This is a genomic window from Pseudomonas pseudonitroreducens (assembly GCF_021603645.1).
GTDB lineage: Bacteria > Pseudomonadota > Gammaproteobacteria > Pseudomonadales > Pseudomonadaceae > Pseudomonas > Pseudomonas pseudonitroreducens.
Map to the genome: position 1 here is coordinate 603,667 of NZ_BQHJ01000001.1, position 18,184 is coordinate 621,850.

17 protein-coding genes are annotated in these 18,184 nt (G+C 64.7%); 9 read left to right on the plus strand and 8 right to left on the minus strand.

Features of this window, described 5'->3' with window-relative positions; all coding sequences use genetic code 11:
- The first annotated feature begins 338 nt into the window (after positions 1 to 338).
- Positions 339 to 1,100, plus strand: coding sequence for a spermidine synthase (locus L6D89_RS02815; protein WP_236198680.1), 762 nt, complete (start codon positions 339 to 341; stop codon positions 1,098 to 1,100).
- Between the two features lie 16 nt (positions 1,101 to 1,116).
- Here the strand turns inward: L6D89_RS02815 and L6D89_RS02820 are convergent, their stop codons facing one another.
- From L6D89_RS02820 to L6D89_RS02830, 3 genes are all read right to left on the minus strand, one after another.
- Complete coding sequence (locus L6D89_RS02820) at positions 1,117 to 2,784, minus strand: ShlB/FhaC/HecB family hemolysin secretion/activation protein (protein WP_236198681.1); 1,668 nt, start codon at positions 2,782 to 2,784, stop codon at positions 1,117 to 1,119.
- Positions 2,785 to 2,871: 87 nt separating this feature from the next.
- The gene (locus tag L6D89_RS32600) at positions 2,872 to 4,512 is read right to left on the minus strand and encodes a collagen-like triple helix repeat-containing protein (RefSeq protein WP_276574775.1); all 1,641 of its coding nucleotides are present in this window, start codon (positions 4,510 to 4,512) and stop codon (positions 2,872 to 2,874) included.
- 257 nt (positions 4,513 to 4,769) lie between these two features.
- Positions 4,770 to 5,561, minus strand: a complete 792-nt coding sequence (locus L6D89_RS02830) for a crotonase/enoyl-CoA hydratase family protein (RefSeq protein ID WP_236170804.1) — start codon at positions 5,559 to 5,561, stop codon at positions 4,770 to 4,772.
- Between the two features lie 338 nt (positions 5,562 to 5,899).
- Between L6D89_RS02830 and L6D89_RS02835 the strand changes: the two genes are divergently transcribed.
- A complete protein-coding gene (locus L6D89_RS02835; RefSeq protein WP_476748341.1) occupies positions 5,900 to 7,600 on the plus strand; it encodes a DEAD/DEAH box helicase in 1,701 nt (566 codons plus the stop codon).
- Positions 7,601 to 7,763: 163 nt separating this feature from the next.
- Here L6D89_RS02835 and L6D89_RS02840 read toward each other — a convergent pair whose 3' ends face one another.
- Positions 7,764 to 8,534 carry a DODA-type extradiol aromatic ring-opening family dioxygenase gene (locus L6D89_RS02840; protein ID WP_236198682.1) on the minus strand — a complete coding sequence of 257 codons (771 nt, stop codon included), beginning with the start codon at positions 8,532 to 8,534 and terminating at the stop codon, positions 7,764 to 7,766.
- A 251-nt stretch (positions 8,535 to 8,785) separates the two neighbouring features.
- Between L6D89_RS02840 and L6D89_RS02845 the strand changes: the two genes are divergently transcribed.
- Entirely contained in the window at positions 8,786 to 8,980 is a 195-nt protein-coding gene (locus L6D89_RS02845) for a hypothetical protein (protein WP_236198683.1), read from the plus strand.
- Between the two features lie 11 nt (positions 8,981 to 8,991).
- Complete coding sequence (locus tag L6D89_RS02850; RefSeq protein WP_236198684.1) at positions 8,992 to 9,648, plus strand: thiopurine S-methyltransferase; 657 nt, start codon at positions 8,992 to 8,994, stop codon at positions 9,646 to 9,648.
- A gap of 56 nt (positions 9,649 to 9,704) precedes the next feature.
- Here the strand turns inward: L6D89_RS02850 and htpX are convergent, their stop codons facing one another.
- From htpX to L6D89_RS02865, 3 genes are all read right to left on the minus strand, one after another.
- Entirely contained in the window at positions 9,705 to 10,580 is an 876-nt protein-coding gene (gene htpX / locus L6D89_RS02855) for a protease HtpX (RefSeq protein WP_236170800.1), read from the minus strand.
- Positions 10,581 to 10,752: 172 nt separating this feature from the next.
- On the minus strand, positions 10,753 to 11,193 hold the full coding sequence (locus L6D89_RS02860) for a hypothetical protein (RefSeq protein WP_236198685.1): 441 nt from the start codon (positions 11,191 to 11,193) through the stop codon (positions 10,753 to 10,755).
- Between the two features lie 28 nt (positions 11,194 to 11,221).
- Positions 11,222 to 12,433, minus strand: coding sequence for a pyridoxal phosphate-dependent aminotransferase (locus L6D89_RS02865; protein WP_236170798.1), 1,212 nt, complete (start codon positions 12,431 to 12,433; stop codon positions 11,222 to 11,224).
- A 290-nt stretch (positions 12,434 to 12,723) separates the two neighbouring features.
- Here L6D89_RS02865 and msrB point away from each other — a divergent pair, with 290 nt between their 5' ends.
- The 3 genes from msrB to L6D89_RS02880 all read left to right on the plus strand — a co-directional run bounded on the left by msrB (position 12,724) and on the right by L6D89_RS02880 (position 14,316).
- Positions 12,724 to 13,119 carry a peptide-methionine (R)-S-oxide reductase MsrB gene (gene msrB / locus L6D89_RS02870; RefSeq protein ID WP_236170797.1) on the plus strand — a complete coding sequence of 132 codons (396 nt, stop codon included), beginning with the start codon at positions 12,724 to 12,726 and terminating at the stop codon, positions 13,117 to 13,119.
- Positions 13,120 to 13,363: 244 nt separating this feature from the next.
- A complete protein-coding gene (locus L6D89_RS02875; protein WP_236170796.1) occupies positions 13,364 to 13,846 on the plus strand; it encodes a glutathione peroxidase in 483 nt (160 codons plus the stop codon).
- Positions 13,846 to 14,316 (plus strand): MarR family winged helix-turn-helix transcriptional regulator, encoded by a 471-nt coding sequence (locus tag L6D89_RS02880; RefSeq protein ID WP_236170795.1) that lies wholly within the window; start codon positions 13,846 to 13,848, stop codon positions 14,314 to 14,316. The genes L6D89_RS02875 and L6D89_RS02880 overlap by 1 nt, the downstream gene beginning before the upstream one ends.
- Position 14,317: 1 nt before the next feature.
- Here the strand turns inward: L6D89_RS02880 and L6D89_RS02885 are convergent, their stop codons facing one another.
- A complete protein-coding gene (locus tag L6D89_RS02885; protein ID WP_373874922.1) occupies positions 14,318 to 16,684 on the minus strand; it encodes an ATP-binding protein in 2,367 nt (788 codons plus the stop codon).
- A gap of 93 nt (positions 16,685 to 16,777) precedes the next feature.
- On the opposite strand from L6D89_RS02885, the gene L6D89_RS02890 reads away from it, so the two are divergent.
- Together L6D89_RS02890 and L6D89_RS02895 are read left to right on the plus strand one after the other, a co-directional pair.
- A complete protein-coding gene (locus tag L6D89_RS02890; protein ID WP_236170793.1) occupies positions 16,778 to 17,674 on the plus strand; it encodes an ATP-binding protein in 897 nt (298 codons plus the stop codon).
- Positions 17,671 to 18,153 carry a GAF domain-containing protein gene (locus L6D89_RS02895; RefSeq protein ID WP_236170792.1) on the plus strand — a complete coding sequence of 161 codons (483 nt, stop codon included), beginning with the start codon at positions 17,671 to 17,673 and terminating at the stop codon, positions 18,151 to 18,153. Before L6D89_RS02890 ends, L6D89_RS02895 begins: the two co-directional genes overlap by 4 nt.
- Positions 18,154 to 18,184: the final 31 nt, after the last annotated feature.

Genomic DNA, 18,184 nt, shown 5'->3' on the forward strand with positions numbered 1-18,184 from the left:
CGTGGCGGTTTGCGCTGGAAAAGAAGGGACGTCCTTGTCCTGGGGAACACTGGTGGGCGATCAGCCGTGCGCGAAGCGCACAGGTGTGCGCTGACGCAGGAATACCGACGAAAGACAGTGACGGTTGGCGGACTCGCGAAGGGCGCTACGCTGGCGCATGCTCGGTTGTGCCTCTTGGGCTGTTATTCTTGCGGCTTTGCCGACCTGGCGGTCGCGGGTGGCCGTCTTGATTCGAAGGATTATTGCGTGCGCGAGCCCCTGTATTTCAATGGCAATCCGTGCCGTTCGCCGTCTCCGGCGAGCCGCATTGCCATGGCTGTTTCCTCCCGGAGCCAGTGATGAGCGAGGAACTGTTGAGCGAAGAGTTGCTGATCGTCGAGGAGCGCGATGACTTCGGCGTGATCCGCGTCGTCGAGAGCGGTGCGTTCCGTTACCTGGAGTTCGGCGACGAGGTCGAGCAGAGCTGCGTGCTGGTGAGTGACCCGAGCTGGCTGGAGTACGACTACTCGCGCGCCATGCTGGTCGGTGCGCTGTGCCATCCGCGCCCACGCCGCGCGCTGTTTCTCGGCTTCGGCGCCGGCAGTCTGACCCAGGCCTGCCTGAAGCACCTGCCACTGGATGATGTGGAAGCCATCGAGCTGCGCCCGTCCATCCCGCGCCTGGCCCGTGAGCATCTCGGGCTGGTGGCTGACGAGCGCTTGAACCTGCGCATCGGCGATGCCGTGCAGGAACTGGCCGAGTGCGAGCCGGCGGACCTGATCTTTCTCGATCTGTATACCGACACCGGCCCCGCGCCGGCGCACATCGGCTGGGATTTCCTCGGCGCCTGCCGCGAGCGGCTGCGGCCGGGCGGCTGGCTGGTGATCAACCAGTGGAGCACCGACGATGGCCGGCCACTGGGTGCCGCGCTGCTGCGCGGGCGCTTCAACCGGCATTACTGGGAGTGTCCGGTGCCGGAGGGCAATGTGATCGTCTTCGTGCCGGCCGAACTGGACCAGGAGCTGAACCTGCGCGGCCTGAAAAAGCGCGTTGGCCAGCTCGAACCCAAGCTGGGCTATTCGCTGCGAACCTACATCGAGTCACTGCGTCCGGCGCAATGACTCGATGTAGTCGGCGTCAGGGGAACTGGTAGCTGAAGGCGAAATTCAGCCGCGGGCTGCGTTCGTTGTTGTCCAGGGCGCGGTCGCCGAAGGGCTTGGCCACTTCCATCGATACCAGGTAGTGCTTGCGGTCGGAGAAGCGAACACCGAGTGCCGCCGAGCCGAGCTTGGCTTCCGTCAGTCCGTCCTGGTTGTAGTGGGTGCGGGCGGTATCGGCGACCACGTAGGGCTGGATCTGGCTGAGCAGCGTGCTTTGCCGCAGGAAGGAATAGTTCACCTCATAGGACGCGCCCCAACCCTTGTCGCCGGTGGCCTGGTCGTCGGGGTAGCCGCGGCCGAAGTTGGCGCCGCCGTAGGTGACCTGCTCGGAGTCCGGCAGCACGTCGTCGCTCCACTGGAAGGCTGCAGTCACCACGCCCTGCCAGTTGGAGCCGAACTGGTCCTGCTGCGCACCGTAGCCGAGCAGGCGGGTGAAGTCCTTTTTCACCGGCTCCGGCGTTTCTGCGCCCATGCCGCTGAGCCCCTGGTAGACCGCCATGCTGCCGGCGCGCACGCGCTTCTCGGCGAACTGCTGGACGACGGTCTCGACGCCGACCACCCGCAGCTTGCTCTTCTGCTCGATGCGGTAGGGGATATCCGGATACACCAGGTCGTATCGGCTGGAGTCGTTCACCGTATAGCCGCGCAGGGTGACGTCCCAGGTGAGGTCGCGACGCAGCATCAGCGGCAGGCCGAGGCCGGCGCTGACGCGCTCGTTCTGCCGGTGCCGCTCGAACTCCAGGCCGTTCGCCAGGCGCAGGTTGTCGCCCGGGCGCGAGTTGTACTTGGAGTAGCCGGCCTGCAGCTGAACACCGTTGTCCCCCAGCAGTTGGCTGTAGTTCCAGGCGCGGTAGTACTCGTGGTCGTCGCCCGGCGGATACAGGTAGCTGTACTGCAGTTGCTCGCCCCAGCCGAGCATCGACATCACCTCGGCGTTGAAGATGCCGCGCTGCTGGTTGCGCCGTGAGTCGAGGTTCATGCCGGTGTCGAAGCGCTTCTGCTTGCCGGCCAGCTCCAGCACGGCGCCGCCATCGCTGGTGGTGGGCGGGTTGAGCGCCATGGCCATCTGCAGGCCGGGTACCCGGCTCATCAGCACGCTGAAGCGCTCGAAACTTTCGCGGGTTAGCGGTTTCTCGGACTTGAGCCGGTCGATCCAGCGATCCACCCGCGCCTGGTGCACGCCAAGATCGCCATTGCCGCGGACCTGGGCGATGTGGCCTTCGACCAGAACGATGCGCGCAACGCCACCGCTGAAGTCCTGGTTCGGTACATAGGCGAAGGAAATGAAGTAACCGTCGTCCTGATAACGCTGGGTGATGGCCTTGGCTGCCGCCACCAGTTCGCTGACCTGGATGGTGCGTCTGGTCAGCGGTTCCAGCAGTGGCTTCCAGGTCGCGACCGGGTAGTGCTTGCCGCCGGCCAGTTCAATGCGCTTGATGCGCACGTGTTGCTGGAGAATCTGCACCGGTTGGCTTGCCGCAGGCTGTGGAGTGGTGACCTTGGGAGCCTTGGGGCGAAGTTCGCCATCGGGAAGATTGGGGCGGGGGAGGGTCTGTTCGATATCGGAGCCGGGAAGCTGGATCGGGCGCTCGGCCCAGGCGAAGGGTGCAGCCAACAACAGGGGAAGGACGGCGAGTCGGCGCATCTGGCTCCTCCATGAGACCGATCTTCTTATTAAAAGACCAGGAGCCGTGGGCGGCTCCTGGTTACTACAGTATGGGCGTAATTCGGATTATTGCTTGTGCGTACCGATCGCCAATCCACCGCCCAGTCCACCGGTCACACCTCCCAGCGCGCCACCCACGGCGCCTAGCGTGTTGCCCAGCAGGCCTCCCTGGCCGCTGGTACCGCCAGTCGTACCGGCACCGGCGCCGACTGCCACACCCGAACCCTGGGCGTTGCTGCCGATGCCCACGCCTGCCCCGGCGACCAGGCCGCCGCCACCGGTCAGGCCGCTGGTCACACCGCCGAGGGTGCCAGCCACACCGTTGACCAGGCCACCCACCGGATTGCTGCCGCCGGTTGCGCCGCCGAGGGAGCCGGTGATGCCGCCGACTGCGCCGGTCACGCCGCTGACCAGGCCACCCACCGGATTGCTGCCGCCGGAAGCGCCACCGAGGGAGCCGGTGATACCGCCGACTGCGCCGGTCACACCGCTGACCAGGCCACCCACTGGATTGCTGCCGCCAGCAGCGCCGCCGAGGGAGCCGGTGATGCCGCCGACTGCGCCGGTCACGCCGCCGACCAGGCCACCCACCGGATTACTGCCACCGGTAGCGCCACCCAGGGAGCCGGTTACACCGCCGAGCAGACCGCCGCCCGGGTTGCTGCCGTTGACCAGGCCGCCGGCGGCACTGACTGCCTGACCCGCATTGCTGACGATTCCGCCGACCGGGGCCAGCGCCGGATTCTGGCTGGCGACCTGGTTGCCTGTCTGGGTCACAACGCCGCCGACGGTGGTCAACAGGTTGTTCACCGGCGTTCCCAGTCCGGTGGCGGCGCCCACGCCGCGAGTGGTTCCTTCGATGTTGCCGACCAGGCCGGCGGTGGTGCCGCTGAGCTGGGTGGTCAGTTGGCTCAGCGGCCCGGTGGTGACCGCACCGCTGAGGGAGTCGCCGAGCATGGTGATCTTGCCGCCGACACCATCCACCAGGCCGCCCACCTGGCCGGTCAGGCCATTGAGCGGAGTGTTGGCCAGCACCGGTGCATCGCCGATGGCCGCCACGGTGTCGCCCAGGCTGCTCACGGCGCCGCCGGTATGGCTCACCAGGCCGGTTACGCCTGCCACGGTAGTGCCCACGGCGTTGGGGTTGTTGCCCAGTTGGCCGAGGCCATTGGTGACGCCGGTGCCGACGCTGTCCACCCCGGCGCCGACTTCCTGGACCAGGCTGCCGGCATTCTGCGTGACGCCGTTGCCCAGGACCGGCAGGTCGACGGTTTTCACTACCGCCCCTACGGTGCTGACGGTGTCGCCGACATTGGAGACCGCTTCGCCGGTGTTGGTCAGGATATTGCCGGTGGTGCTGGCCGGCGGAGTAGTGGTGCCGCCGCCATCAGTACCGCCGCCGCCGTCCGTGCCGCCACCGCCCGTACCGCCCGTACCGCCCGTACCGCCAGTACCGCCAGTACCGCCAGTTCCTCCGGTGCCGTCGGTGCCACCGGTTCCTCCAGTACCACCAGTGCCGTCGGTACCGCCTGTGCCGCCTGTGCCGCCGGAGCCACCGGAACCATCGCCGCCGGAACCGCTGTCCGCGGGTTGTTCCGAGCTGCTGCCGGAAGAGTGATGGCTGCTGCCGCCCTTGCTGCTGCAACCTTGCAGGGAGAGGGCGACGACGAGAAGGGAAAGCGCGAAAACACGGATCGGGCCTGACATGAGAAGTTCCTCCATGAGAACGTCAGTCAGCGGGCTGTCCGGTCGGTATCCGGCGAGTCGCTGAGCTGCTCTGGAGTCAGTTCTAGAGGTTTGTTTCCAGGCGCGAAATTGGAACTTGTATATAGTCGTTTTGTGGATGGCAAGCTTTTGATTTTAAAGTAAAAACTAAAGGATTATGGCGACTTGCCAGGCATTTTTAATACCTTGGATATAGCGCTTTTCGCACGATGGTTCCGGTTTGGATTTTTCGGGCGCACTCATTTGCCCTGGAATCGGCCTTCGCGACGTTCCAGCATGGCGTTCAAACCCTCCTTTGCGTCATCGGTGGAGAGCAATTCGCTGGCCATGGCCGGCAGCAGTCGCGCCGCCGCTTCCTCGCCTTCATCGAGGCTGCGGCGCGCCGAGGCGAGGGTAGCGCGAATGCCCAGCGGCGCCTGGGCGGCCACTCGCTGTGCAAGCCACAGGGCGCGCGGCATCAACTCCTCTGGCGCAGTGACTTCCTGAACCAGGCCGATGCGGTAGGCCTCGTGGGCATCGAAGGGGTCGCCAGTGAGCAGCCAGCGCATGGCGTTGCCCCAGCCCGCGACCTGATGCATGCGCAAGGTAGCGCCGCCGAACGGGAAGATGCCGCGTTGCACTTCGAGTTGGGCGAAACGCGCGTTGCTGGCGCACAGGTTGATGTCGGCGGCGAGCATCAGCTCGATGCCCAGGGTGAAACAGTAACCTTGTGCCGCAACCAGCAAAGGCTTGGTCAGGCGCCGGCCGCCGAAAGTGCCCCACGGATCAGCGGAGCCTTCGGGCATGCTCCAGCCGGTGCGGAAGGTCTCGCCGATATTGGCCAGGTCCAGCCCCGCGGTGAAATGGTCGCCATGGGCGTATACCAGGGCGCAGCGCAGATCGTCGTCGCGCTCGTATTCGCCGAACGCCAGAACCAGCTGGGTGAGCATGTCCAGGTCGAAGGCGTTGCGCTTTTCCACCCGGTTCAAGCCGAGCAGCAGGACGTGGTCATGGCGTTCGACGGTGATGCGGGGTTGGCTGCTGGCGGTCATCGGCGGGCTCCGGTGAGTAGGCTTGCTCGGTATAGCCGGCGTCACCGGCCTTGTCTATGGGGCGACCGTTCGCCGGTCGCGTTCCGAAAAGAAACACATCGGTCAGGAATTTCCGGTATGATACGCGCCGGCCAAACGATGGCCTCGTTTCGGATCCCGCATTTTTCCGCAGCTTTCACGCTCGGGCTGTGCGTCCGCTGTGCGGACTTCCTTGACGCATTCTTCCAATCTTCATTTCGCAAATCCCCGCTTCCAGCTGCCTGGGTGACTTTATCGTCGTACAGGGCATGCGCAGCTCGGCTATTGGGTCTTTGCGGATGTACTTAGAGGCAAAACCCATGACCCAGGAAACCGCCGGCTTCGCCGCGCTCGGTCTTCACCCCAATGTTCTCGCTGCCATTGCCGCTGTCGGTTATGAAGAGCCGTCGCCGATCCAGGCCCAGTCGATCCCGGTGATCCTCGAAGGCCACGACATGATCGGCCAGGCCCAGACCGGTACCGGCAAGACCGCTGCCTTTGCGCTGCCGATGCTGTCGCAGATCGAGCCGAGCCGCCGCGTACCGCAGGTACTGGTGCTGGTGCCGACCCGCGAGCTGGCCCTGCAGGTTGCTACCGCTTTCGAAACCTATTCCAAGCAGATGCCGGGCGTCGGTGTGATTGCCGTCTACGGCGGCGCGCCCATGGGCCCGCAGCTCAAGGCCCTGCGCCAGGGCGCCCAGGTCGTGGTCGCCACCCCGGGCCGCCTGTGCGACCACCTGCGCCGCGACGAAAATCTGCTGTCCACCGTCAAGAGCCTGGTCCTCGACGAAGCGGACGAAATGCTCAAGCTCGGCTTCATGGATGACCTCGAAGTGATCTTCGAAGCCATGCCGTCCAGCCGTCAGAGCGTGCTGTTCTCCGCGACTCTGCCGGCCTCGATCCGCAGCATCGCCGAACGCCACCTGAAAGAACCCAAGCACGTCCGCATCGCCGCCAAGACCCAGACTGTCGCCCGCATCGAGCAGGTGCACCTGATGGTTCACGCCGACCAGAAGCCGGCCTCGATCCTGCGCCTGCTGGAAGTCGAACAGTTCGACGCGCTGATCGGCTTCGTCCGCACCAAGCAGGCTACGCTGGACATCGCCGAGCTGCTCGAGCGCCAGGGCTATCGTGCTGCCGCGCTGAACGGCGACATGCCGCAGGCCCAGCGTGAGCGCGTGATCGAGTCCCTGAAGGACGGCTCGCTGGACATCGTCATCGCCACCGACGTCGCGGCCCGCGGCCTTGATGTGGCGCGCATCACCCACGTACTGAACGTGGACATGCCCTACGATCCGGAATCCTACGTACACCGTATCGGCCGTACCGGCCGCGCCGGCCGTGAAGGCCGCGCCCTGCTGCTGGTGACTCCGCGCGAGCGCCGCATGCTGCAGGTGATCGAGCGTGTGACCGGGCAGAAGGTCGGCGAAGTTCGCCTGCCGGACGCCGAGACCGTTCTCGAAGCGCGCCTGAACCGCCTGGCCACCGGCCTGCAACCGTTGCTGGCCAACGCCGTTGCCAGCCGCGGGGCGGTGCGTGACGAGCTGTGCCGTCGCCTGGGTACCGACATGGACACCCTGGCCGCCGTACTGCTGGCCAAGCTGACCGAAGGCAAGGCACTGGACCTGGAATCGGTCCGTCGCGAACAACCGCTGACCCCGGCCGCCCCGCGCGAGCGCAGCGGTGAGCGTTACGAGCGCAGCGAACGTGGCGATCGCCCCGAGCGCGGTGACCGTCCGGAGCGCAGCGGCGAGCGCCGCCCGATGGCTCCGCCGTCGGAAGGCAAGGCCCGTTGCCGTACTGCCCTGGGCGCCCGTGACGGCGTACAGGCAAAGAACCTGCTGGGTGCCATCCTCAACGAAGGTGGCCTGTCCCGCGAGGCCATCGGTCGCATCCAGATTCGCGAGACCTTCAGCCTGATCGAGCTGCCGGAAGAGAACCTCGAGCGCCTGCTGACCAAGCTCAAGGACACCCGTGTCGCTGGCAAGGCCCTGCGCCTGCGCCGTTACCGCGAAGACTGATTCGTCAGTCTCCCGCGCATGAAAAAGCCCCGCCTTGGCGGGGCTTTTTCGTTTCCGGTATCGGTCGATGCATGCCCTGTAGGAGCAAGCTTGCTCGCGAACTTCTCGCGGCAGCGTCGCAGTCGGGCGACTCGTGAGCAAGCTCGCTCCTGCATAAGAGCAGTCAGCCGAAGCGATAGATATCCATCCCCAGCGCGCCAAGGGTGAAGCCGGCGTGCTCGACCGTCATTGCCGAGCCGCCAGCGCCACGGGCGAAGTACAGCGGCAGCAGGTGCTCGTCACGCGGATGGTTGCGCACCGCCTGGGGCGCCTGCCGGCGATAGTCGAGCAAGGCTGATTCGTCGTCGGCCTCCAGGCGCTCCACCATCCAGTCGCGGAAGGCCTTGGCCCAGGGCGTGATGACCTCGGGGCCGGCATGCCAGTCCAGTTCGCCGAGGTTGTGGGTGATGCTGCCCGAGCCGATCAGCAGGATGCCTTCCCCGCGCAACGCACCCAGGGCGTGGCCAATGCGCTGCTGCATGGGCGCGCCGAGGCGGCTGGGCAGGGACAGCTGCACGACGGGAATGTCGGCAGCCGGGTACATCAGGCTCAGGGGGACCCAGGCGCCGTGGTCCAGCGGGCGCTCCGGGTCGAGGATGGCCGGCAGGCCGTCCGCGGCCAGCAGTTCGGCGACGCGCTGCGCCAGCTCCGGCGAACCATCGGCAGGGTACTGCACGGCATAGAGTTCCGGCGGGAAGCCGTAGAAGTCGTGCCAGGTGTCCGGCTTCGGTGATGCGGTGATGCGCAGGTCGGGGGTTTCCCAATGGGCGGAGACCACCAGGATCGCCTTGGGGCGCGGCAACTCGCGGGCCAGGCGCTTCAGCGGAGCATCGCTGGCGCCGGGGTCCAGGGCCAGCATGGGGGAGCCGTGGGAGATGAACAGGGCAGGGAGCATGGCGAACCTCGCTACGTGATGGCTCTATGTTCCCGCGCGAACAAATCGAAAACCAGTATAGGTTTTTGAATGGAATGATCGATTTCAAAGATGTTTCCGTGCAGCTCTCGATGCCTGGACCGCCACCGGTGGATTTGCGAACTCAGTTGCAGACTGCTGCAGATAATCGCCATAGGGCGCTTTCTGAAGTTGCGGGTAAACCAATGCGTTAAAGTTTGCGGAAAATTCCTATACGGATAACGAATTTGGCCATGCAGCAAGTCGATCAAGCCCTGGTGCTGGAAATCGGTGACTGTCTCCAGCTGGACGACGGCACCGAGATCTGTGTGCAACGCGTCCGTGGCGATCAGGTTCGCCTGAAGATTTTCGAAGCCGGTGAGCGCGCCCGGGAACGCCGGGCGGCCTGGTGGCGTTGGTTGCTGCCGCGTGCTTTTCGCAGTATTTGAACAGGTGATCTATGCAACATGAGTTCTGGCAGTCGCGCTGGGCGCGCAATGAAATCGGCTTCCATCAGCAGGCGGTGAACCCCGGGCTGCAGCGGCACTGGCCGAGCCTCGGAGTGCCCGAAGAGTCGCAGGTTCTGGTGCCGTTGTGCGGCAAGAGCCTGGACATGCTCTGGCTGGCGCAATGGGGATATCGCGTGTTGGGGGTTGAGCTGGCCGAACGAGCAGCCGTCGACTTCTTTGCCGAACTGGGTGTCACCCCGCAGGTCACCGAGGAGGGCTCGCTGCGCCGATACAGCTATGAGCGCCTGGAGATTCTCCAGGGTGACTTCTTTGCCGTCACGGCCGAGCAGGTAGCAGGCTGCTCGGCCCTGTATGACCGCGCCGCGCTGATCGCCTTGCCCTCGGACCTGCGTGCCGACTATGCGCTGCATCTGCAGCGCATCCTGCCGCAGCAGGCGCGTGGCTTGCTGGTCAGCCTGGAATACCCTCAGGCTGAAATGGATGGCCCGCCCTTTGCCGTGCTGGCGGATGAAGTGCACAGGCTATTCGCCGAAGACTGGGACGTGGAGGAGGTGGAGCGTCTCGACGTGCTGGCGGAGAATCCGAAGTTCCTCAAGCGCGGGGTCAGCCATCTGGACGAGGTGGTATTCGCGCTGCGCCGTGGCTGAATCTCAGGCATGAAAAAGGGCGACCCGAGGGTCGCCCTTTTTTGTCGCGCCGAAACTTAGCGGCCGGCGGCGCGCAGGGCTTCGATGCGGTCTTCCAGCGGCGGGTGGCTCATGAACAGGCCGGCGAGGCCGTGCTTGAGGTTGCCGTTGATGCCGAAGGCCTGCAGCGTGTCGGGCATCTGTACCGGCACGCCCTGTTCGGCGCGCAGGCGTTGCAGGGCGGCGATCATTGCGCCGGTGCTGGCCAGGCGAGCGCCGGCTTCGTCCGCACGGTACTCGCGTTTGCGCGAGAACCACATGACGATGATGCTGGCGAGCACCCCCAGTACCAGCTCGGCGAAGATGGTCGCGACGAAGTAGCCGATGCCGGGGCCGTCTTCGTTCTTCAGGATGGCCTTGTCGACGAAGTTGCCGAAGATACGTGCGAAGAACATCACGAAGGTGTTCACCACGCCCTGGATCAGCGCCAGGGTGACCATGTCGCCGTTGGCTACGTGGCCGATCTCGTGGGCCAGCACGGCTTTCACTTCTTCAGGCGAGAAGCGCTCCAGCAGACCCTGGCTGACCGCTACCAGTGCGTCGTTCTTGTTCCAGCCGGTGGCGAAGGCATTGGCCTCGTAGGCGGGGAAGATGCCCACTTCCGGCATCTTGATGCCGGCTTCGCGGGACAGCTCTTCCACGGTCTGCAGCAGCCACTGTTCGTGGCGGGTGCGCGGCTGGCTGATGATCTCGGTACCGGTGCTCATCTTCGCCATCCACTTGGAGATGAACAGCGAAACCAGGGAGCCGGCGAAGCCGAATACGGCACAGAAAATCAGAAGGCTACCGTAATTCTGGCCGGTGAAACGGTCCACGCCCAACAGTTTCAGGGTGATGCTGGCGATCACCAGAACTGCCAGGTTGGTGGCCAGGAACAACAGGATGCGCATCATGGCGTAAAGCTTCTCCTCACGGTGACAAGGGTGAAAACCGCATGGGAATGCGGCTTTCCGGATCGCCGGGCACAGTCGGGCACGGGATCGCTGAATAGTATGCGGGGTATATACGGTTGGCCCCCAGGCGATTCAACTCGGGGACTATTTCAACTTGTGTCGCTTGCCCGGGTTAAGGGCGCCCCAGGTCGCTCTCCAAGAGTAGACGGGTCAGCCGCGCGATGCGTTCCCCGTGCCGGCTCGCCAGTGCTTCGCGCAGCTGGTTGGCCAGCGTGGCCTGGTCGCGGCGCACACTGGGCGGCAATTCATCGCCGTCGCGCACGGGGTGGGGGACGATGCGGGTCAGGCGCATGAAGGCTTTTTCGCTGAGCACGGCCTGGTCCAGCGCTTCGTAACGAATGGTTGCCTCGAAGCGCAGGTAGCCTTCATCGGCCAGCCACAGCAGCGCGCCCAGGCAACTCTGATGGCGAGTACTGGGCAGGCCGAATTCGTCGGGCTCTTCGCGTCCGATCAGGTCCTCGACGTAAAGGCCGATCTTGCGCGGGAAGGCCTGGTAGAGCGTCAGCAGGCCCGCCGCAGCGTCTTTGTAGAAGTCGTCGATCTGCAGATCCATTTATGCGCTGGGATTCACTGGCGATGATTTATTGGCGATAGGTTTTCAGGAAGCTACCAATGCGCCCGATGGCCTGTTCCAGATCATCGAGCCGGGGCAGGGTAACCACCCGGAAGTGATCCGGCCAGGGCCAGTTGAAGGCAGTGCCCTGAACGATGAGCAACTTCTCGGAAAGCAGCAGGTCGAGGACGAATTTCTCGTCGTTGTGGATCGGGCAGACCTTCGGGTCGATGCGCGGGAAGGCATACAGCGCGCCCATGGGCTTCACGCAGCTGACGCCGGGAATGTCGTTGAGCAGTTCCCAGGCGCGGTTGCGCTGTTCCAGCAGGCGGCCGCCGGGCAGGACCAGGTCGTTGATGCTCTGGTAGCCGCCCAGTGCGGTCTGGATCGCGTGCTGGCTCGGCACGTTGGCGCACAGGCGCATGTTGGCGAGGATATCCAGGCCCTCGATGTAGCTCTGCGCCTTGTGCTTGGGGCCGGAAATGGCGATCCAGCCGGAGCGGAAGCCAGCCACGCGGTACGACTTGGACAGGCCGTTGAAGGTCAGGCAGAGCACGTCCGGCGCCAGCGATGCGGTGGAGATGTGCTGGGCCTCGTCGTAGAGGATCTTGTCGTAGATCTCGTCGGAGAAGATCACCAGGTTGTGCTGGCGCGCCAGTTCGACGATGTCCAGCAGCACTTCCTTCGAGTAGACCGCGCCGGTCGGGTTGTTCGGGTTGATCAGCACCAGGGCCTTGGTATTGCTGGTGATCTTCGCCTTCATGTCGGCGACGTCGGGGAACCAGCCGGCCTGCTCGTCGCACAGGTAATGCACCGGTTTGCCGCCGGAGAGGGCGACCGAGGCGGTCCACAGCGGATAGTCCGGCGCCGGGATCAGCACCTCGTCACCATTGTTGAGCAGCGCCTGCAGGGCCATGACGATCAGCTCGGACACGCCGTTGCCCAGGTAGATGTCCTCGATGCCGACGCCTTCCACCTGCTTCTGCTGGTAGTACTGCATCACTGCCTTGCGCGCGCTGAACAGGCCTTTCGAGTCGCTGTAGCCCTGGGCGGTGGGCAGGTTGCGGATGACGTCCTGGAGGATTTCGTCCGGCGCCTCGAAACCGAACGGCGCCGGGTTGCCGATGTTCAGCTTGAGGATGCGGTGGCCTTCCTCTTCCAGGCGCTTGGCGTGCTTGAGCACGGGCCCGCGAATGTCGTAGCAGACGTTGGCGAGCTTGTTCGATTTGGTGACCTGCATGTTCTGGATTCCGAAATAGTCCGCGGCCGGCGACTTGGCAGGCTGTAACGCGGGTGACAGACTGGCGTCAAATGATGGGTTCGGAAGTGCTTTTCCCTGGTATCGACCCTGAAAATCGATAGGAAAGCAGTGGATTTCTCGAAAAAGTAGAGTTTTTAAGGCTTTTCTATCGCGAGAATGTCGCTGTGCGGCAGATTCTGAACCTGACGTTAACCACGCGCATCATACGTGCGGCCCGATTCCCGGAAAAGGAGGCATCGGGCATTTTTTCCATTAATGGAGGCAGATCGATGGAAAAGCTGGAAAAGCCCCTGGACTCCTGGCGTGACGAGCTCACCGACGAGCAGTTCCACGTTTGCCGGCTGGGTGGCACCGAGCGTGCCTTCACCGGCGAGTATCACGACACCAAGACCCCTGGCATCTACCACTGCGTGTGCTGCGGCACGGCGCTGTTCGACTCCGACGCCAAGTACGACTCCGGCAGTGGCTGGCCGAGCTACTTCCAGCCGGTGGACGCTGAGGTGGTCAAGGAACTGGAAGACTTCAGCCACGGCATGCACCGCATCGAAGTGCGCTGCGGCAAGTGCGACGCGCACCTGGGCCACGTCTTCCCCGACGGCCCGCGGCCGACCGGGCTGCGTTACTGCATCAATTCGGCGTCGTTGAAGCTGGTGCCCAAAGAGTGACCTCAAGGCCCGCCACCGAGCGGGCCTTTTTTGCTTTTTGTATTTTTTGTTTTTGTAGGAGCGAGCTTGCTCGCGAACGAATTTTCCGGCGGCAACCGGGCTGGGCGGGTTCGCGAGCAAGCTCGCTCCTACGGGGGAATCCTGATGGCGGGGCATTCAAGGGTTGATTCGTGATCAATTGAATTGCACGCAATTTAATTGATCACTATTCTTCAATCTCCCACTTCCCCCGGAGCCATGTTCCATGAGCGACGCACTGCTGAATATTCCCGTGACCACCATCAAGGGTGAACAGAAGACCCTGGCCGATTTCGGCGGCAAGGCCCTGCTGGTGGTGAACACCGCCAGCCAGTGCGGCTTCACCCCGCAATACAAGGGGCTGGAAAAGCTCTGGCGTGAGTACAAGGACAAGGGACTGGTGGTGCTCGGCTTCCCCTGCAACCAGTTCGGCAAGCAGGAGCCGGGTGGCGAGGGCGAAATCAGCCAGTTCTGCGAACTGAACTTCGGCGTGAGCTTCCCGCTGTTCAAGAAGATCGACGTCAACGGCGCGGACGCCCATCCGCTGTATGTGCAACTGAAGAAACGTGCGCCCGGCCTGCTGGGCAGCCAGGGCATCAAGTGGAATTTCACCAAGTTCCTGATCGGCCGGGACGGCCAACTGGTCAAGCGTTTCGCCCCGACCACCAAGCCCGAGCAACTGTCCGCCGAGATCGAAGCGCTGCTGTGATGAAAGACGCTGTATCCCTGCCGTCCGAGCTGCAACTGGACAACCAGCTGTGCTTCCGCCTGTACGCCGTGTCTCGCGCGGTGATCCGTGGTTATCGGCCGATGCTCGAGGCGCTCGGCCTGACCTACCCGCAGTACCTGGCCATGCTGGTGCTCTGGGAGTGGCAGGCCCAGCCGCCGGAGCAGCCTTCGGTGAAGGCGCTCGGCGAGCGTCTGATGCTCGATTCCGGCACCCTTACACCGCTGCTCAAGCGCCTGGAACAACTGGGCCTGGTGCAGCGCCGCCGTGCGCGGCATGACGAGCGTGAAGTGCACCTGGGGCTGACCGTGCAGGGGGCGGCGCTGCGCGAGAAGGTGCTGCCTTTGCGTGAAGAGCTGCTCTGCCGCAGCGGTATCGATCTGAGCGTGACTGACGGCCTGCGCGAGCAACTCGACAGCCTGCTGTTGCAGCTGTCGAAGCTGGACGCCTGAATCAGCCGCGCGGCCGGGGCCCGGCCCAGCGCTCGAGGATGGCCGCCAGCTCGTCGCGGTGGAAGGGCTTGGCCAGGTAATCGTCCATGCCGGCGGCACGGCAGCGCTCGCGTTCGTCCGGCAGGGCGTTGGCGGTCAGGGCGATCACCGGCAGGTCCGGCCAGCGTCCGCTTGCGCGGATTTCACGGGTGGCCTGGTAGCCGTCCATCACCGGCATGTTGCAATCCATCAGGACCAGGTCGAAGTCGGTGCCAGCGAGTTGCTTCAGTGCGTCTTCGCCGTTGGTGGCGATGCCCACCTGGCAACCCAGCTTCTGCAGCAGGCCCCGTGCGACCAACTGATTGACGGGGTTGTCCTCCACCAGCAGGACGCGGGCGGAGAATTGCTCCGGCGTCGTTTCCCCCGGGGTTTTCGATGAGGGCAGCGGCTGGTGCTCGAAGGCCTGTTTCAGGGCCTGGTAGAGCACCGCTCGTGACAGCGGGCGCGCCAGCTGGCGCAGGGGGGCGAGGCGCTGGGCCAGTTCGGGTTCGAGGAAGTTGCCGTAGGCCGTGACCAGCAGCACCGGTTTGGTGACGTTCTGGCGCAGGACGATCAGGCAATCCGGGCAGTCCGAGAGCAGCGCATCGAGCTCCACGCCGGCCAGGCTGTCGTCGATGTCCAGGCGCTGGAAGTCCACGCCCCATTCCGGTAGCCAGTTCTGCAGCAGGGCCGCGAGGCCGCTGCTGGCGGGACACTGGACGATCAGCTTGCCGTGCAGTCTGGCCGCTGGCGGCGCAGGCTCCAGCGCTGGCAAAGGCAGGGTGACGGTGAATTCACTGCCGCGGCCCGGCTCGGACGTCACGCTCAGTTCGCCCCGCATCGCTTCGCAAAGCTTGCGCGTCAGTGCCAGGCCCAGCCCGGTGCCGCCGTACTGGCGGGCGATGCCGGCGTCGGCCTGGGTGAAAGGCTGGAAGATCTTCTGCAGTGCGTCGGGAGCCACGCCGATACCGGTATCGCGCACGCTGATGCGCACACCGTGGTCCAGTGGCTCGACGCGAACATCCACGCGGCCGAAACGGGTGAACTTGAGGGCGTTGGACAGCAGGTTGCTGACCACCTGGCGCACCCGCGTCGGGTCGCCGGAGAGCTGCGCCGGTAGCTGCGGGCTGATCAGGCAGGTGAGTTCCACGGCCGGGCCGGCGTTCTGTGACAGCAGGCTGGCGGTGTCTTCCACCAGGGTGCCGAGGTCGAAGGGTATCTGCTCCAGTTCCAGCTGGCCGGCCTCGAACTTGGACAGGTCGAGCACGTCATTGAGCAACTCCACCAGCACCTTGCCCGAGTCGTGGGCAATGGACAGTTGCTGGTGCTGCTCGGCGGTCAGCGGGCCGTCCAGGGCCAGCCCGAGCATGCCGAGCAGGCCGTTGAGCGGGGTGCGGATCTCGTGGCTCATGTTGGCCAGGAAGCTGCCGCGAGCCTGGGCCATGGCCAGGGCGGTCTGCCTTGCCTGCTCAAGCTCCTGGTTGGACAGGGTCAGGCGTGCGTTGGCCGCCTTCAGCTCGGCGGTGCGCGCAGCGACGATACTTTCCAGTTCTTCCAGGTACTGGGTCAGGCGGTCTTCGGCTTCGCGGCGCTGCTCCATTTCCACCGAAATGCGGTTGAGCTGGCGATTGGTGACTTCCACCAGCACGCCGATCTCGTCGCGCTCATGGCCGCGCGGGCAGGGCAGGCGCAGCCGCGAGGGGGAGCGCGGGTCGTGGCGGGAGAGGGCGTCGATCAGGCTCACCAGCGGCTTGGTCAGCAGTGCGTAGAAGAGCACCAGCAGGATCAGCGAGAGCATCAGGCTGCGCACGAAACCCGAGATGAAGGTCATTCCGGCGCGGCGCAGGAAGTCGTTGCCGAAGACGAAGGTGTCGATTTCCAGGCGCAGCACGCCGAGGGACTCGGCAGGGGCATGCTCGACGAACAGTGGTTCCTCATAGGTGCGTTGCTGGCCGAAGAGGAAGTCGCTCAGGCCCCGCAGGTGGCTTTCCGCCGGCGGCCGGTCGGCGCTGGCCAGGGGAACGTTGGCGTTGTCGATGATCTCGGCGCGGATCACCGCGGGTGAGCGCAGCAGGCCCACCACCAGTTCCTGGGCCAGTTCGGCGTCGATGTTGTAGGCGATGCGTGCGGCGGGGTTGTGGCTGACGTCCAGCAGGGCGCGCACTTCGCGGTTGATGGAGGCGTCCTGGCTGGCATAATCGACGCCTACCTGGATGAGGCTCAGCAAGGTGCCCAGGATGAACGCCACCAGCACCGTCAGGCTGGCCTGCTTGAACGAGAGGCGATGTGTGAGCGCAATATCCATGGTTGCGGAGCGTCGCCTCGCAGAAGCTTTCCTGCGGCGTAGCATAGCCCATCAGAACCGTCTGTCGGGATAGGCCGAAGACGAAGAAATTGCCGGTTCTTGAGCCGAAGAGCCGCGCCGAAGAATATGGAGACCCGCGTGGATTCCCGCCTGAACGACTTTCTCGCCCGCGCCGAAGCGCTGATGGCGCGCCTGGAGCCTTTGCTGCCCGCTGTGCGCGAAACGCTGGACTGGCAGCACAGCCTGGCGGCGCGCTGGCATCGCGACGGCCGCAGCGGCTACCTGCAACCGCTGAAGGTCAGCCTCGACCTGCGCCTGGATGACCTGTTGGGGGTCGACAAGCAGCGCGAACAGCTGACGCGCAATACCCGCCAGTTCGTGGCTGGCCAGCCGGCCAACCATGCGTTGCTGTGGGGTGCCCGCGGCACTGGTAAATCTTCGCTGGTGCGCGCGTTGCTGGCGGAGCTGGCCGGCGAAGGGTTGCGCCTGATCGAAATCGAGCGCGACCACCTGGCCGATCTGCCGCGTGTGGTCGAGCAGATCCAGGGGCTGCCGCAGCGCTTCGTGCTGTTCTGTGACGACCTGTCGTTCGACGCCGGCGAGGGCGATTTCCGCGTCCTCAAGAGCGTGCTCGATGGTTCGCTGGAACAAGCCCCGGACAACGTGCTGCTTTATGCCACCTCCAATCGTCGTCACCTGGTCTCGGAAAAACAGAGCGACAACGAGAACTGGAAGATGGTCGACGGCGAGTTGCACCCCAATGAAGCCGTCGAGGACAAGATCGCCCTGTCCGACCGTTTCGGCCTGTGGCTGTCCTTCTATCCCTTCACCCAGGAGCACTTCCTCAGCGTGGTGCGCCACTGGGTCGAGGTGCTCGCGCAGAAGTCCGGGCTCGCTGCCTGGACCTGGGACGAGGCCCTGGAGAAGGAAGCCATCCGCTGGGCGCTCGGGCGCGGCAACCGTAATGGCCGCTGTGCCTATCAATTCGCCCGCTACTGGGTGGGCAGACAATTGCTGGAAGGAGAGACCCCATGATCGATCTGCAACAGGCCGGCGCCGGCCTTGGCGGCTACGCGCTGCTGGCCGCCCAGGCAGAGTCGCTGTTCGCCGATGAGCGCGATTTCATTGCCAACGCTGCGCAGTTTTCCGCGTTCCTGTTCAACGAGCTGGCGGATCTGAACTGGGCCGGCTTCTATCTGAATCGCAACGAGGAGCTGGTGCTCGGCCCGTTCCAGGGCAAGGTCGCCTGCGTGCGCATTCCCTTCAGCAAGGGCGTGTGCGGCGCTGCGGCGCGTACTCGGGAAACCCAGCGTGTCGAAGATGTGCACGCATTCCCCGGCCACATCGCCTGTGACAGCGCTTCCAACAGCGAACTGGTCGTACCGCTGGTGAAGGACGGTCGCCTGATCGGCGTGTTGGACCTGGACAGCCCGAAGGTCGGTCGCTTCAGTGAAGAAGATCAGGCCGGCATCGAACGCCTGGTGGAGATTTTCCTGCGCCTCTCCGACTGCTGATCCGCGCCCATGAAAAAGCCCCGCCTAGGCG